Below are 15,733 nucleotides of genomic sequence, written 5' to 3'. Positions count from 1 at the left end.
CATAGGCGCTGACGTCAGACAAGCAACATCACCCTGAGTTTAAGGCCAAGGTCGCATTGGAAGCACTGAAAGGCAAGGAGACGGTCAGCGAGTTGGCCAGTCGGTTTGGCGTGCATCCAACGATGATCCATCAATGGAAACGCGCATTACTTGAAGGCGCTTCCGGCGTATTTGAGCGCGGCGGGCGGACGGCACCGGAAGTTGATGAGGAGCAGGTCAAAGACCTGCACGCCAAGATTGGGAAGTTGGCCGTCGCCAACGATTTTTTGGCCAGAAAGCTCAAACCTTGGGCCGGCAAGTGAGGCGCAAGATGATTGAGCCGAACCTAAAAGGTCTGTCAGTCAGCAAGCAGTGCAAGCTGCTGTCGATCTCACGGTCGTCGTTTTACTATGAGCCGAAGGGCGAGACGGAAATGAACCTCGGTCTGATGCGCCTGATCGATAAGCAGTTCTTGGAAACCCCGTTTTACAGCGTACGTCAGATGACATGGCACCTGCGCAATGACGACCACCTCGTCAACGAGAAGCGGTTCAGACGCTTGATGCGGCTGATGGGCCTTATGCCGATCTACCAGAAGCCCAACACCAGCAAGGCAGCGAAGGGTCACAAGATTTACCCTTATCTATTGCGCGGCTTGCACGTGGGTCGGCCCAACCAAGTTTGGTGCGCCGACATCACGTACCTGCCGATGCGGCGTGGGTTCCTATATTTGGTCGCCATCATGGACTGGCACACGCGGAAGGTACTGGCGTGGCGCATCTCGAACACGCTGGAAGCCGAGTTCTGTGTCGATGCCTTGAATGAAGCGATCCACAAGTTCGGTGTACCAGGCATTATGAACACCGATCAAGGCAGCCAGATCACGTCGTTTGTGTGGACGGACAGATTGCGGCCCTCAAACGTGCGCATCTCGATGGATGGCAAAGGCCGTTTCCTCGACAATATCTTTGTCGAACGGCTGTGGCGCTCGCTGAAGTATGAATGCGTCTACCTGCACGCCTGGGAAACTGAATCAGAGGCCAAGGCGGGTGTCAGAAAGTGGATCGCGTTCTACAACCACAAGCGTCCTCATTCCGCCCTTGGCGGCAAACCACCCGCTGTGATCTATTGGCAGAGAAATGACACAACCAACCCCGATCAGCAGGTGCAAAGAGTAGCTTAAATCACGCCAGATCCTGTCCAAGGATTGGGGAGTAGCTCATATCCCTGCCCGGCAGGCGATGCTTGCATCGCCGAGAGGGGATTTCATGGCAGATCAATTGGCAGACGGTCGTACGATCAGGACACTAAACGTGCTGGATGACGTCAATCGTGAAGGCCTATGCATTGAAGTGGACTTCTCGCTGCCCGCAGAGCGGGTTGCGCGCAGCTTGAATCAGATCATTGAATCGCGAGGTCAACCGCAGACGATATGCGTCGATAACGGCCCAGAATATGTCAGTGGAAAACTGATGGCTTGGGCCGAAAAGCGCAACATCAGGCTTGCATGCATCTAACCTAGCAAGCCCCAGCAGAACGCGTACATCGAGCGCTATAACCGCTCCGTTCGCCCCTCTCATCGAAACTTCGTTTCGACTGCCGACAGTGGGACGAGTAGTTGGGTCAATACATCATCGAAACAATTGAGGAGGCACAGAACCAAGCAACAAAATGGCTCTGGACTTACAACAACGAGCGACCCAAAATGGCAATCGGTGGGGTAACGTCCGCAATGAAACTGAAAACAGCCGCATGAATTCTATAGCTGAGCCCCATTAAAAATGCGGGAATTGCCAGACAATCTGAGACACCCGCAGATGATTTGATTCGTAGCACATGCCCGGCGCCTCATAGCGCCGCCGACGTGTCTTTGGATCAGTTTTGTCTTCCTTTATGGTCCGCCTCACACCATCTGCGGCTTGCTGCGCCCACAACTTGACGTACCTCAAGCGTGGTGAAGCGACAAGGAATTTAGATTTTGGCTAAAAACACATTCAAAACGATAAATTTATCGAAAAGCGAAAAACAAAGAGTAAGATTCACGTTACTCGCCACTCAAACCGTGTAGAAAAACTCTAGGAAGCGTGTATTACTTCCGGAAGTAGAACATCAGTTTTTAATAAGTTTGTCGTTCTCTAGACGTCCAAAAGATCCAGGCGTTGATGCGGCGGCACATTGTTACCTAAGTACCCGCTCTTAATTTAATCGCAGGATCAACTAAACGATGAAACACCTCTTTGCAGCAGCGCTTGTTATCGCTGCGACAACAACAACAACAGCAAGGGCCGCAACGTTTCAGTTCTTTACAGATGAAGCCGCCTTTGACTCATTTTTCTCAACTACCACAAGTTTTGACCTGTCGTCCGATGACAGTGGCCTGACTTTGTCCGGGGATGATATTTCCATCTCCAACGGGCTGGTGACGGACCGGATCGATCAAGATGATGCACCTGATACAGTGCTGAGTTTTGATGCCCCCCTGATCGGCTTTGGTGCAACCTTTGATCTGTCGCCCGTGGGCGCAGGCTCTGGCATTTCGATCTCAGTCACAATTGGCGATGAGCTTATCGAGCTGGACCAAGAGCTGCCCTCGACCTTTACCGAAGGGTTCTTTGGCTTTGCGTCTGACACGGCCTTCACCGAAGTTTCCTTCAGCGAAGGGTCACGTGCAAGCCGTCCTGCAGAAAGCTACACATTTGCAGGTCCTGTTGGCGCAATTGCAGAAATCGCACCTGTGCCTCTGCCGGCTGGCTTTCCTTTGATGGCTGCCGCTCTCGGTGCCTTTGCGGTTCTGCGCCGTCGTAAAAAGACCGTCTAAGCGGATCAATACGACAGGTCTGGACGATGCCTATAACACCAAAAAGGGGCGCATCTGTGCCCCTTTTTTACGTTGCAAACCGCTGTTTAGATGTTCTGGTTGTGACGTAGCCTAGCCGAGCGTCAGAAGATCCCGCCGATAACGCCAAAAAACACATCCGGGATTTGTTCAAAGGAATAGCCGCCCGGTTTCTGGTTCACCGCATAGGCCACCAGCCCCGCAGCCACCAACAATGTCAGCCCGCCCCCACGCGGCGCGCGCGAGTCGCTGATGGCGGACAACAAGGCCGGCAGCGACAACAATCCAAGTGCCAATCCAACAATCAGACAAAGATCCGGATCCATAACAGGTTCCCCAACAATCATACCTGCGAGCAAGGCTATCAAACTTTCCCCGCCTCCAGCAATGGATTGGAAAAAGTGTAATGAAAACGCTTCTTTACTGCGGCAGTTCTGCCTCAATTATAACAAAAAGACCGCCGCAAGCATACAACCTGCGGCGGTCCAAATTTTAGCAATTTGCGGCGTTCTACTCTGGATCAGTCGAATAGATCTGACGCTCATCGCACGGCGCGATACGCAGAATGTTGGTTGTACCAGCAACGTTAAAAGGCACACCGGCGGTCACAACGATCTGGTCGCCTTCGTTGGCAAATCCACCTGCGCGTGCGGCGCGCACAGCGCCCACAACGGCGCCTTTGAAACGGTCAACCGAATCCGCCTGGATGCAGTTACACCCCCAGCTCAACGCCATGCGTCGGGCAGTGTCAATCATCGGCGTCATTGCCAGAATCGGAACCGCCGGACGCTCACGCGAGGTCAACAGCGCGGTGGTACCGCTTTGGGTGTAGCAGGCAATCGCCTTGATGTCGGTCTTCTCAGCGATCTCACGAGCGGCGGCCACGATGCCATCGGCAATGGTTGTCCCTTTGGCAGAACGTGACGCGTCGATGATGTCGCGATAGGTGGGGTCGGCTTCGACCTCTTTGGCAACCTTGTCCATGGTCTCAACCGCTTCGATCGGATACTGGCCGGCCGCTGATTCCGCGCTCAGCATGATGGCATCGGTGCCTTCATAGATCGCGGTCGCAACGTCGGACACCTCTGCGCGGGTTGGCATCGGGCTTTCGATCATGCTTTCCAGCATCTGCGTCGCAACGATCACCGGCTTGGCGGCGTTGCGGCACTTGCGCACCAAACGTTTCTGGATCGGAGGCACGGCAGAGACCGGCAGTTCCACACCCAGATCGCCACGAGCCACCATGATACCATCAGAGGCATCCAGAATCTCGTCGATATTGTCGACAGCCGCTGGCTTTTCGATTTTGGCGACGATTGCGGCGCGCCCATCGGCCAGACCTTTGGCTTCAAACACGTCCTTGGCACGCTGCACAAAGGACAGCGCCAGCCAGTCCACACCCAGCGCACAGACGAATTCCAGATCCGCTCGGTCTTTTTCCGACAGAGCCGCCAGGGGCAGAACCACGTCAGGAACGTTCACGCCCTTGCGGTTGGAGATGGTGCCACCGGTGATGACGGTGCAATCGGCAAAATCTTTGCCGCAGCGGTCGACCTTCAGGCGGATCTTACCATCGTTGACCAAGAGCGAGGCACCGGCCTCAAGCGCTTGGAAAATCTCGGGGTGGGGCAGGTTCACGCGGGTCACATCACCCGGTGTCGTGTCCAGATCCATGCGAAAGCTTGCACCCTCTTCCAGCTCTTCCGCATCATTGGCAAATACGCCAACACGCAGTTTCGGACCTTGCAGGTCGGCCAGGATGGCAATCGGGCTGTCCAGGTCCGCTTCGATCTTGCGGATGATCTTGTGACGCTCGGCGATCTCATCATGGCTGCCGTGCGACATGTTCAGACGGAACACATCTGCCCCTGCCTCGTGCAAAGCGCGGATGGTGTCATAGTCATTGGAAGCCGGGCCAAGTGTGGCCACGATCTTTACGTTACGCTGTCGTCGCATCGACGTTCTCCTTCGTGTTTCGGGCTTCGTCGGCCCCAGCTCGCTCCAGCCGTCTCAATGATCGGCTGGCTCAGCGGCCGCCTCGCAGCTAGTGCCTGTGCACGCGCGGGGATGTTATCGCAAACATCATCGCGGCCCTTATCGCGCAAATCCATTTATCTGGCAACTCCTGTAACGATCCACCACTTAAGGATGACAGCCCGATGACATATTCCACGTTTTCTTTACCATGGCACAAGCACATCACCGGCCCGACCATTTCTTAATGGACGCTACACGTAAATCACCCTAGACGGGCAGCCGCTTGGGTCAGGCTTTTGTGATCCCATTGCCCGAACCTGCCCCGCCTGATACCCTTTGCAGCAGCACTGATTTCCGTTGGAGAGCACCATGGACACGCCAAATATCGACCCCCAAACCGAGATCGAATTGCAAGCCGCCGCCTTTCGCCGCCTGCAACAGCATCTGATGCAGGATCGCACCGATGTGCAAAACATCGATATGATGAATCTGGCCGGCTTTTGTCGCAATTGCCTGTCGCGCTGGTATCAAGAGGCCGCAAATGAACGCGGTATCGATCTGGACAAGAATTCCGCGCGCAAGATTTTTTATGGCATGACCATGCACGATTGGAAGGCCAATTATCAGACCGACGCCAATACGGACAAACAGGCCGTTTTTGACGTCGCCTTCAAAGAAAACGTCACCGACCAAGGGTGACATTCTGGGTATACGCCAATGATCGAAGGCGGTGCAGTACCGCCTTTACCGCAAAAGAAAATGCAATCAATAATTGACTTAACCTCAACCCAAGAGGTAGGCGCCGGACACTAACACTGTTAGGTTCAGTCCTCATAGCCAATAGATGATGGTTGCAGCGAGGGCGATGGGTGACAGGAAGACCTTCGGGCAGCGGCCGTAGCGGGTTGCCACACGCCGCCAGTCCCTGAGCCTGCCGAACATGATCTCGATCCGGTTGCGCCGTTTCTATCGGCGCTTGTCGTATTTATTGGTTTTGTTCCGCTGTTTCCGGTCGGGACTACATGCGCGTATCTCTTTGTCTTTCAACGCTTCTCTGAACCAGCCGGCATCATATCCGCGCCCCCCCCAACAACCATTCCACCTTTGGCAAACTGCTCACCAACCGGATCAGATGCCAACGCAGGCGTCAGAAAGTGGATCGCGTTCTACAACCACAAGCATCCTCATTCCGCCCTTGGCGGCAAACCGCCCGCTGTGATCTACTGGCAGAGACATGACACAACCCAAACAGAACAGCAGGTGCAAAGAGTAGCTTAATTTACGCCAAATCTTGTCCAAATTTCGGGGCGGTATGTATGAACTGCCTTCCCCTGCAAGTGTTTTGTTGATGTCCCTTTGACCCTGCTTCTATGTATTTGGTCTTTCGATGGAGCCATTCGATTTGCCCCTGACCAAGATCGGAAGTCGCGCGTCCTGGGTCTCGTTAGCTCATCGGCACTCTTGGGGGCCATGCTCCCCGTCAGACTGACAAGGCGCCGATTGGTCGTTGGTCCATCTCCTCCTCGCTCGCAGATTTCTATGTTTCTCGTTGCGCGGTTGCTTGTCTATGCGCCCACAAGCGCCGCGGGACGATACCGCTCGCCTTTCGTCAATACCGCCCAGGCGATCCGCGCCATCTTGTTGGCCATGGCAACGGCAGCGACATTCACGTGCGCCCGCTCTTTCAGCCCATCTGCCCATTGCGCTATAGGCGATGTTCGATCCCGCACGAGATGCAGAACGGTCCGCGCCCCATGGATGAACAATTTGCGGAGGTATCGGTTGCCGTGTTTTGAGATGCCGATCAGCTTGGCTTTTCCACCTGTGGTGATCTGCTGTGGCGCGAGACCAAGCCATGCGGCATGATCGCGCTCTTTGGCAAAGCTGCTGCCGGTTCCAACGGCGGCCACAAGGGCGCTGGCAATCGTTGGGCCGACGCCAGGGATTTCCATCAAGCGCTGCATGTCGGCATCTGCCTTGGCCACATACCATTAGCGCAAGCCGACCAATCTCAGATTCAGCGAATTGCCGCACGTCTTTGGCGGCGCAAAGATGACAACGGCACTGCTCGACCGACTTACTCACCGCTGCCACATCCCTGAAACCGGAAACGACAGCTACCGCTTCAAAGAAAGCTCAGAGGTTGCAAAGGAGACCGCCACATTGACCAAAGCATAGCCGCCGATACATAACTAAGAACGGGTCAAATCTCGGTGACAATACCGGGTCAGTTCTCAATGACATTCAACAGGTGAACTCACAGAAATCCGCGCGACTGGCGCTTCAATTCAGAGCGCTTGTTCATCTACTCCAAAGAAGTGCAGATTCTCAGTCTCGAATTTCAGACCAACGGTCTGTCCCTCGATGTCTGGAAACGTTCCCGAGGTTCGGACAGTCAAAAGCCCAAGCGGCCCACAATCAATGTAATGGAGAAAGTCCGCACCAAGGTATTCGCTGACCTGTACTACGCCATCACAATGACCCGCGCCCTGATCGACCAAACCAATATGTTCAGGCCGGGTACCAAGCTGCACTGCGCCGGGTTTGAGGTCTGGACGCCCCGTAAATCCGTCAGTAGTGCTGCAGGTTATCAGGTTCATTTTAGGACTACCGATAAACTGTGCCACAAACACGTTGTCCGGCTTCTCATAGAGTTCACGTGGGCTACCGACCTGCATGATCAAACCGTCCTTCAGAACGACAATCCGGTCCGCCAGCGTCATCGCTTCGACTTGATCATGGGTCACATAGACCATCGTCGTTTCAAGCGCTTTGTGCAGACGGGCAATTTCAAACCGCATATCCACACGTAAGGACGCATCAAGGTTGGAAAGCGGTTCGTCGAACAGAAAGCCTTTGGGTTCACGCACAATCGCGCGGCCAATGGCGACGCGCTGGCGCTGACCGCCGGACAGGTCCTTAGGACGGCGATCCATGTACGCATCAAGCTTCAAGATTTTTGCAGCGTTGTTAACTTTCTCGTCGATTTCGGACTTCGGCGCGCCTGCGGTCTTGAGGGCGAAACCAACGTTGTCTTCGACGCTCATGTGCGGATAAAGCGCGTAGGACTGGAACACCATCGACAGCTCGCGCTCGGACGGAACTTTGTGGGTGACGTCATTGCCATCCAGCATGATCTGGCCGCGACTGGTTTCTTCCAATCCCGAGATCATGCGCAATAGTGTAGATTTGCCGCATCCCGATGGACCTACAAAAATGATCAATTCTCCGTCGAGAATATCAAGGTCAATGCCTTTGATTACTTGGACGTCGCCGAACCATTTTTCGACAGATTTGAGGCTGATAGAACCCATAATTTATTTCCTTTGGTTGGCCTCAGGCCACGCCTTCAAGCTTTGTTTCGTGTTGCCATGACAGCCAAACAGCCGCAGTCCATGAAAAATTAGATCCAACGCACCCTTCGCCGGTCAATGGGTTGAAGCATTCCCAAAACCCCGATTTTTCAATCGCGCGGCGCAGATCGTTTCGGACCTTACTCGCCAACTCTGCTTCACCCTGCTCGGCAAGCCCTCGGGCCGTCATGTAATTCATTTGCGGCCAGACAGGACCACACCAATAACGCTGCGCCTCAAAGTCAGGCGAATCCGGATCCCAACTGGGCAGCATGTAATCTACCTTGCTCGCAATCTGACGCAGGTTGTCCGCGGTGCGTGCCCACTGGTGGGATGTTCCGCTGTCCGCGTAAAAACACAATGCGCTGCAATTGCTGAACCCGGTTGAGAACGTACCGGTACGAATATCGCGGGCGGTGAAAGTGCCGAGGTCTTCGTTCCACAGATAGTCGGTTGCGGCCTCACCTTTGGCTATCCATGCAGCGATCTGGTCACAGACCTGTGCAGGTTTGCACATCTCTTTGGCCATCGCCAGCAAGTCTTTGTCAGCCCGCAGTAAAACGAAGTGGATATTGGGGTCGGCCATCAAGAACGGCCCCTCGTCCGTCAAGCGACGCTGGTCCCAATCGATGCTATCGCCGAAATGTACGATTGTTAAGTACTTGTCGTATTGCTCCTGCGTCGGGCGGTATTCTGGATTGATGTGTTTGTTGTCCATCCGCTGGTAGGGCGGCAAATCAGTAGCGATCTCCATCTGATCAAGACCGATGTTCCATTCTGGGCAATTGTCACGTCCGGTTTCCCAAGGGTGGACCGTGGCAACGATGCCATTCGCGGTCCGTGCATCGTGGAACCACTTGTGCCATGCGAAAATCGCATCGAACACTTCTGCCCGGCGAACTGCCCCACTTGGGCCTTCGGTAATCTGGCGCACAACTGTCGCCAAAACCGGCGGCTGTGACACCCCTGTTGATGGGATCGTGCCGTGCGTTTTTCCCCAGCGAGAAGGGCCAGGAAAATAGTCAGGGTCATCGCTGCGAAAGATGATGCTGGGGATCATACCGTTCGGCCATTGGCCTTCGATCAAGGACGTGATTTCAGCCCATGCGCGATCCATATCGTAGGTCGCGATGCCAAGGGCACAGAACGCAGAGTCCCAATTCCATTGGTAGGGATAGAGCCCTGCCGTCGGGATCGTGAAACCGCCGCGGTCATTCTTGGCAAGTGTATCTATAGCTAGTTGTTTGAGAGACATCATTTAACCTTTTACGCTGCCAGCGGTGAGACCCGCGACCAGGAAGCGTTCGAACCATAAGAAAAGCGCCAAGACAGGAACTGTTGCGATCACGGCACCCGCCATAAGGTGCTGGCGTGGAACCTCGGAGGAGTTCAGCTCAGCAATCCCGCGTGACAGAGTGTAAAGATCGACGTTGTCGAGGAACATGAACGCGAAGAGGAATTCGTTCCAAGCGATCATGAAGACATAAAGAGCGACGGATGCCATAGCAGGCAAGGCAAGCGGTAGGGTGATCTTTCGGATCACATTTAGGCGGCTAAGCCCATCCATCAAACCAGCTTCTTCAAGCTCGGCAGGAATACCGCGAAAGTAACCCTGAAGCATGTAAAGCGCGACGGGGATAGTGGTTGCCGGGTAAACTAGCATCAGGCCCCAAAGCGTATTGCGCATCCCCAGCTGACTGAAAATCGCATAAAGCGGGATCACTAAAACGATCATCGGCACCATATAGATCAACAAAATCGAACGGCTGAGAAAATGTTGGCCCGGGAATTTCAGACGCGCCACCGCGTAGGCCCCCGGAACCGCAAAGAATAGCGTGACGAGGACAGTAATCACTGACACAAGTGCTGAGTTCATCAGATAGCTGCCGAAATGATACTGGGTGAACAGTTCAATGTAGCTGCGCAATAGCGCCTTGAACCCCTGTTCGAAATTGATTGAAAAATCGAGCGGGTTGGACAGCAACATTTGCTGGTTCTTTAGGCTCATCATCACCATGACAAAGAACGGTAGGGCGACGGCAATGGTGAATGCGACGAGGCCGAACCCCTTGATAAACCGCAGGCAGATAACTTCGACATTATAGCGGCCTTCCCGGTTGGGACCCAAGCCGAAGGCTGTCGCATGGATCGCGTAAATAACCAGCCAAGCCGTCACGACAACGGCGATCAATTGTCCAAACGAGAAGGTTGAGATAGGCAGGCCTAAGGGTTCCGCGCCGGATGCAACAGTTAGGACAAGCACGAAGGCAATTGCGCTTAGGGCTCGAATGCCAAGCGTGCGCTTCTCAGGTGCCATACCCGCCAGCACCCCAGCGGCGACAAGCCCGGCAAGTGCTCCTGCTGTCACCTGTGGCTGAAACAATTCACCAGAGATGAACAGCGCCAGAAGGGTGATCAGCGTCGTGGCGATTGCCCCCCAAAGAGCTCCGAATAGCAGGCAGAGGTAGAAGATATTCCCGAAACGGCTCATGCGTCGTCCTCCGGTGAGAATTTGAAGAAGATCACTGAAAAGACCAGCAAGATCAGGAACACGACCACCGCCACGGCTGCACCGGCTCCAAGGTTGGACACAGCAAAGGCCTGTTCATAGACGTTCACCGTCAGGGTCCGCGTGCCAGCAGCACCACCCGTCAGTAGGAAGATGTCGTCGAATTTGTTAAACGTCCAGATAAAGCGCAGCAGGAACAAGACCGCCATAATGCCCGCCAGCTGCGGCAGTGAAATGAACCGAAATTGCTGGAGCGGCGTCGCGCCGTCGATTTCCGCGGCCTCGTAAACATCTGTGGACACCGACTGCATCCGCGCAAGGATAAACAGCATCGCCAGCGGAAAATAGCGCCAGATTTCAAAGATAATCACGACCGTAAGGGCGACGGGAAAATCAAACGACAGGCCAAGGAAGCGGATTTCGGCAACGCGCTGACCGAGGAAGTTGATCGGGCCGTAGATGACGCCAAGCTGAATTAGCAGCGCGTTAAGCGTTCCGCCTGGCCCCGGATCCAGCAGCAGCACCCACGCGAGGGCGACTGCAATCACGGGGGCGACGTATGGGGAAAGATATAGTCCCCGCAAGAAGCCGCGCCCTCGGAATGTCATGTTCATCAACTGTGCTGCAAACAAGCCCATCACCAAGGCACCAATGGTGCCCGCGATAGTGTAATAGAGTGACGCCCAAAGTACCGGCCAAAAGTCAGATCCGTTGAAAACCTTTCGGAAGTTATCGAGCGTGAAATCATCGTTTATCAGTACGTTTTCGGGGTCAAATTCAAACGCGGCTTCGGTGTCTTTGACGTTGATGGGGGCGTCCAAGAAGGCCTGCGTTGCGGACACGCGCACGATGAGGTCTTCGCGTTTTCCCGCTTCGTAATCGCCGAGGTCACAGTCCAAAACACGACCGTCCAAAGTACAGCGCTCATCGACGTTCAGAATGTCCAATGTCGCTGGCAATTCATCGGTCATGAAGACCGCTGCGATGTCGCTTTGACGGGAGGAATTTCGGATGCGGTAACGGATGTCGGCCTCGTCGCCCACGGCCTCAACATCGCCCATGAGGCGTTCGTTCACGAGGATCGATGGCGCGCGCAGATCACCCAGCGTGACCGGCTTGAAGCTGATCCAGACGTTGGCAAATAGCGGGAACAGGACAACGGACAACACGATTGCGAACGTCGGCAACAGCATCATATAGGCAAAACGCATTTCACGTTTGGCAAGCGGTCCTATACCCTTGGGGGGCTGTGGCGGGCGATCATCCGACATCATCTAATCCAGATCATTAGGGGTAAAGACGGCGGCGCGGAGGTTTCCGCTCCGCCTGTTAGTATTGCTTACAGATCAAGAGCCATATGCTCTGCGACGATCTTGTCCGCAGCTTCCTGAACCGAAAGATCACCATCTGTCATCTCACGAATAACGCGCGACATAACTTGGGAGTTCACGATTTTGGACGCTGTGGCGAGTTGGCCGTCAGCCACACCCCAGCGGTCACCTACAGAGAGGCCTTCAACGATGTCGTCGATGACTGACTGTGGGTAGATGTCACCCAGCGGCGCTTTGCGATCTACACCAACGTCCAGACCAGCCCAGGCCATCTCATAAGATGTGTCGCCAGTTTCTGCGCCGCGACGTACTGGGAACTTGCCCTCCGGAGCCTGTGACAGCCATTGGCTGTAGCCCTTGGACATAACGTACTCAACGAATTCCTGTGCGACACTCGTGTTGGCGTCAGCCGAAATTCCGAGGTAGCGCACGTCAGCATAGGCAGCGCCATCTGCATTCCCAGGGCCGGAAATCACGGTCGAGAAACCGGTCATTTCCGCCAAAGCAGTCGTCATAGGATCATCGTCGATGGTGACTGGCGCACTGTCACGCAGGCCGCCAAGTTCGTCCAAAATGGACGGGGACCAGATCACCATCGCGGCTTTGCCATCAAGGTACAGCTCACGGGACTGGGACCAGTACAAATCACCTTCGGGCGAATTCGCAACTAGGTCTTGATAAAGCTCAAGAAGCTCAACCAGATGCGTAATGTCTTCGTTGATGGAACCGTCGGCGTTAACCGGTGAGTAGCCAGTAGCGAGCGACAGGTGCTCGATCAACTGCATCATGTAGCCTTCGTCGATCTTGGTCGCAGCGACAAAGCCATACATTTCGGGCGGGTTGTGCAGGGCTGTCATTGCGGCTTGCACGTTAGCGAAAGAAGACGGTGCTTCAAGACCGGCTGCTTGGAACAAGTCAGCGCGGAAAACAACAAGCTGGGTCCAACCATCGGTCGGCACAGCAACGATCTCTCCGTCAGACATAGCCATTCCGACTGGGCCTTCGGCGAAGGTATCGATGCCGAGGTTGTCCATGACTTCGCTTGCAGCAGCCGCATCCAGCAAACCGGCTTCTGAGTATGGCAGGATGTGGCTAACGGTCAGGTTGATGACGTCAGGCAAATCGCCAGCAGCAAACGCAGCAGTTGCGCGTGCCTGGATGTCGGATTCTTCGACTGGGATGATCTCTACAGTGTGGCCAGTTGCAGCTTCAAAGCCTGCAACCATCTCTTCCTGAACGGCGATACGCTCTGGCTGGACTTCCATTGTCCAAAACCGGATCGTGTCCGCATTTGCGGCACCTGTAAGAACGGTTGTGGCAAGTAAACCTGCCATTAGATGTGTAGTGCGTTTCATTGAATTTCCTCCCGTTTTGAAACGTTTATTAGGCCCGCCACCCTCCCTAACGGTCCGTCGGTCTCGCGGCGCAGTAGTTGTGCGCGCTGCAATTCTTGGTGTTTGGTCGGATCATCGCCGTCGATGATCGCAAGCAACATGTCCCCTAACCTGCGCCCCGCATGTGCAAGCGGCTGCGCCATCGTCGTAAGCGGTGGATTGGTGTGAACGCCAAACTTGAGCCCATCATACCCAATCACAGAAACATCCTTACCTGGCCGCATTCCGCGCGCTCGAATTGCCGCCAAGGCACCAATCGCCATCGAGTCAGTCACGCACACAATCGCCGTCGGCGGCTCCGGCAGATCAAGCAACATCGAAGTGGCAATTTCGCCGCCATCATCGCTGAGATCCGCGATCTGGATCAGGTCGGGATCGACGGGCAATCCGTTGGATTTGACAGCTTTGTTATAACCGTTCAACCGGTCTTGCGTGAACTGGTATTGCAAAGGCGCGCCGACAAAAGAAATGCGGCTGTGACCAAGTCCGACCAAGTGGTCAACGGAAGTGATAAAGGCATCTTCACCGTCCACATCAAACCACGCATAATCGTCACTGGCCTCCGTTCTACCATGCACTACGAAAGGGCACTCCAGCCCATGCAATAGGCGGATGCGCGGGTCATTTTTCAGTGGGCGTGACATCACAAGCCCTCCCACTCGACCGGAGCGAACCAATCGGTCGATCTGCGCTAATTCATCCTTGGGTGAGTCTGCGTGAGCCACGAGCACATCCCAGTTCCGCATGCTCATTGCCTCGCCCAGCCCCTGCAAAAGCTGCGCAACAAACGTCTGCGCAATCGAATTACTGTAGCGCGGCAAAACATAACCAATGGTTTCAGGGGTGCCTATGGAAAGGCTGCGAGCGGTCTGGTTGGCACGATAACCCAATTCGTCTGCAACGCGCTTCACTCGCTCGCGGGTTGCTGGACTGATATCGGCATAACTGTTCAATGCGCGACTCACAGTCCCGACCGATAGGTCAAGGTGTGCTGCAAGTACTTTTAAGCCGACCGGCTTCCCAGACATCGTTTCCCTCCCATTGGAAGAAGCACTAGCCGAAACCGGTTTCGCAAATCAACCGAAACCGGTTTCGGATGGTAATTTTTAGTTGTAGGAAGAAGCGATTGAATCGCATAATTGCGTAATTCCCCTTATAAATCGCGACCAAATACATGGGACTGAAACAGATGAAACGCTCACGCATCAACGATATTATTGCGGAATCTGACGACATGATGCGCTCCTTTGGGTTCGTTCTGCCGCCTTGGGCCTATTGGACGCCCGAAGAATTCAAAGCGCGTTCTAGGGAGGCAGCGGCTGTAATTGACGCCAAAAATGGTTGGGATATCACCGACTATGGGGACGGTGATTTCGACAAAATGGGACTGTTTTTGTTCACCCTGCGAAACGGACGTTTGGCCGATCTGCAACGGGGAGGTGGAATGTGCTACGCGGAGAAACTGCTTATTTCGAAGCAGGACCAACTTAGTCCGATGCACACCCACGTCATAAAAGCCGAAGACATCATCAACCGTGGTGGAGCTACGTTGGTGGTCGAACTTTTCGGCTCAGACTCGGATGGCAGATTCGACGAAACAGCCGGTGGCACGGTGCTCTGTGATGGTCTGCGTCGCGACTATGGTCCCGGCGAAAAACTGCGCCTTAAGCCTGGTGAAAGCGTCACCCTTATGCCTGGCGATTGGCATGCATTTTGGGGCGATGGCGGCAATGTTCTGATTGGTGAGGTTTCCACGGTCAACGACGACGAAACCGACAACATCTTCCGGGATCCGATTGGTCGATTTGCCGAAATCGAAGAAGACGACGCACCCAAGCACTTGTTGGTTAGCGATTACCGAACTTGGCTGGTCTAGACGATGATTGCTGATGCTTCTCCTGAAAGCGGATTTTCGAGCGATTTGGAAACAGCACTACTGGCGGACTTAAGGGCCTCGTCCACTCAGACTCACAGGGTCGGATTGACCTGGCGGTGCGAGATGATGACGGAGTACTTCTTGCAGGATTGGCTGCGACCACGTCTTACGGCTGGCTACGAGTGGATATGCTATGGGTTCGCTCGGGTCATCGGCGTACATGGTTGGGGCGGCAGTTGATGCAACGCGCATTCGACACGGCTGCACCGATACCGCTGCTTGCGCCAGTGATGATTACGACTTTGTCTTTGAGATGCATGATGTGTCTCCTGATCTGATGACTGGAGCCTGAATGCGACAAAGTTACCCGTCGAAATATCCGGTTCTTGTTGTCGAATCAGAATTATTAGACCCAAACTGTCTGACGTCAGCGCCTATGGGTCCAAATAGCGTTATTTGATAAGAGAGTGTTTCTGGC

At 54.5% G+C, this 15,733-nt stretch carries 14 protein-coding genes and 3 pseudogenes; 7 read left to right on the top strand and 10 right to left on the bottom strand.

From position 1 onward, the window contains the following. Positions 1-8: 8 nt before the first annotated feature. The 3 genes and pseudogenes from KMP13_RS07035 to KMP13_RS07025 all read left to right on the top strand — a co-directional run bounded on the left by KMP13_RS07035 (position 9) and on the right by KMP13_RS07025 (position 2,797). Positions 9-1,162, top strand: a protein-coding gene (locus KMP13_RS07035; RefSeq protein ID WP_435370343.1) for an IS3 family transposase whose coding sequence is annotated in 2 segments (ribosomal slippage) — positions 9-270 and positions 270-1,162 — 1,155 coding nt in all. Because the reading frame shifts where the segments join, the coding sequence is not laid out codon by codon here. A gap of 79 nt (positions 1,163-1,241) precedes the next feature. Next, positions 1,242-1,735, top strand: a pseudogene (locus tag KMP13_RS07030) (DDE-type integrase/transposase/recombinase); the annotation flags it as partial. A 468-nt stretch (positions 1,736-2,203) separates the two neighbouring features. Further along, positions 2,204-2,797, top strand: coding sequence for a VPLPA-CTERM sorting domain-containing protein (locus tag KMP13_RS07025; protein ID WP_215265095.1), 594 nt, complete (start codon positions 2,204-2,206; stop codon positions 2,795-2,797). Positions 2,798-2,919: 122 nt separating this feature from the next. Here the strand turns inward: KMP13_RS07025 and KMP13_RS07020 are convergent, their stop codons facing one another. Both KMP13_RS07020 and pyk read right to left on the bottom strand, forming a co-directional pair. Beyond that, positions 2,920-3,141 carry a hypothetical protein gene (locus tag KMP13_RS07020; RefSeq protein ID WP_215265094.1) on the bottom strand — a complete coding sequence of 74 codons (222 nt, stop codon included), beginning with the start codon at positions 3,139-3,141 and terminating at the stop codon, positions 2,920-2,922. Positions 3,142-3,325: 184 nt separating this feature from the next. Continuing rightward, positions 3,326-4,771 (bottom strand): pyruvate kinase, encoded by a 1,446-nt coding sequence (gene pyk, locus KMP13_RS07015; protein ID WP_215265093.1) that lies wholly within the window; start codon positions 4,769-4,771, stop codon positions 3,326-3,328. A 390-nt stretch (positions 4,772-5,161) separates the two neighbouring features. Between pyk and KMP13_RS07010 the strand changes: the two genes are divergently transcribed. After that, entirely contained in the window at positions 5,162-5,491 is a 330-nt protein-coding gene (locus KMP13_RS07010; RefSeq protein WP_251363718.1) for a DUF1244 domain-containing protein, read from the top strand. A 132-nt stretch (positions 5,492-5,623) separates the two neighbouring features. Here the strand turns inward: KMP13_RS07010 and KMP13_RS20420 are convergent. After that, positions 5,624-5,915: pseudogene (locus KMP13_RS20420) on the bottom strand (transposase); the annotation flags it as partial. Between KMP13_RS20420 and KMP13_RS20910 the strand changes: the two are divergent. Next, on the top strand, positions 5,897-6,070 hold the full coding sequence (locus tag KMP13_RS20910) for an integrase core domain-containing protein (RefSeq protein WP_215265089.1): 174 nt from the start codon (positions 5,897-5,899) through the stop codon (positions 6,068-6,070). The pseudogene KMP13_RS20420 and the gene KMP13_RS20910 overlap by 19 nt on opposite strands. 287 nt (positions 6,071-6,357) lie before the next feature. Here the strand turns inward: KMP13_RS20910 and KMP13_RS06995 are convergent, their stop codons facing one another. Further along, on the bottom strand, positions 6,358-6,756 hold the full coding sequence (locus tag KMP13_RS06995) for a transposase (RefSeq protein WP_215265087.1): 399 nt from the start codon (positions 6,754-6,756) through the stop codon (positions 6,358-6,360). Between the two features lie 40 nt (positions 6,757-6,796). Here KMP13_RS06995 and KMP13_RS06990 point away from each other — a divergent pair. Beyond that, positions 6,797-6,970: pseudogene (locus KMP13_RS06990) on the top strand (ATP-binding protein); the annotation flags it as partial. Positions 6,971-7,080: 110 nt separating this feature from the next. Here KMP13_RS06990 and KMP13_RS06985 read toward each other — a convergent pair. The 6 genes from KMP13_RS06985 to KMP13_RS06960 form a co-directional block, all read right to left on the bottom strand. Beyond that, positions 7,081-8,106 carry an ABC transporter ATP-binding protein gene (locus KMP13_RS06985; RefSeq protein WP_215265085.1) on the bottom strand — a complete coding sequence of 342 codons (1,026 nt, stop codon included), beginning with the start codon at positions 8,104-8,106 and terminating at the stop codon, positions 7,081-7,083. Positions 8,107-8,128: 22 nt separating this feature from the next. Beyond that, complete coding sequence (locus KMP13_RS06980) at positions 8,129-9,400, bottom strand: MGH1-like glycoside hydrolase domain-containing protein (RefSeq protein WP_215265083.1); 1,272 nt, start codon at positions 9,398-9,400, stop codon at positions 8,129-8,131. 3 nt (positions 9,401-9,403) lie between these two features. Further along, entirely contained in the window at positions 9,404-10,636 is a 1,233-nt protein-coding gene (locus KMP13_RS06975) for a carbohydrate ABC transporter permease (protein WP_215265080.1), read from the bottom strand. Further along, entirely contained in the window at positions 10,633-11,925 is a 1,293-nt protein-coding gene (locus tag KMP13_RS06970; RefSeq protein WP_215265078.1) for a carbohydrate ABC transporter permease, read from the bottom strand. Before KMP13_RS06970 ends, KMP13_RS06975 begins: the two co-directional genes overlap by 4 nt. Positions 11,926-11,993: 68 nt before the next feature. Then, entirely contained in the window at positions 11,994-13,340 is a 1,347-nt protein-coding gene (locus KMP13_RS06965) for an ABC transporter substrate-binding protein (RefSeq protein WP_215265076.1), read from the bottom strand. After that, positions 13,337-14,407 (bottom strand): substrate-binding domain-containing protein, encoded by a 1,071-nt coding sequence (locus tag KMP13_RS06960; protein ID WP_215265074.1) that lies wholly within the window; start codon positions 14,405-14,407, stop codon positions 13,337-13,339. The genes KMP13_RS06965 and KMP13_RS06960 overlap by 4 nt, the downstream gene beginning before the upstream one ends. A 161-nt stretch (positions 14,408-14,568) precedes the next feature. Between KMP13_RS06960 and KMP13_RS06955 the strand changes: the two genes are divergently transcribed. Further along, entirely contained in the window at positions 14,569-15,255 is a 687-nt protein-coding gene (locus KMP13_RS06955; protein ID WP_215265072.1) for a D-lyxose/D-mannose family sugar isomerase, read from the top strand. The last annotated feature ends 478 nt before the right edge of the window (positions 15,256-15,733 follow it).

Source organism: Epibacterium ulvae, assembly GCF_018678075.1.
Taxonomy (GTDB): domain Bacteria; phylum Pseudomonadota; class Alphaproteobacteria; order Rhodobacterales; family Rhodobacteraceae; genus Epibacterium; species Epibacterium ulvae_A.
The sequence above is the reverse complement of the archived record's forward strand: the minus strand, read 5'-3'. Positions and strand labels throughout refer to the sequence as shown.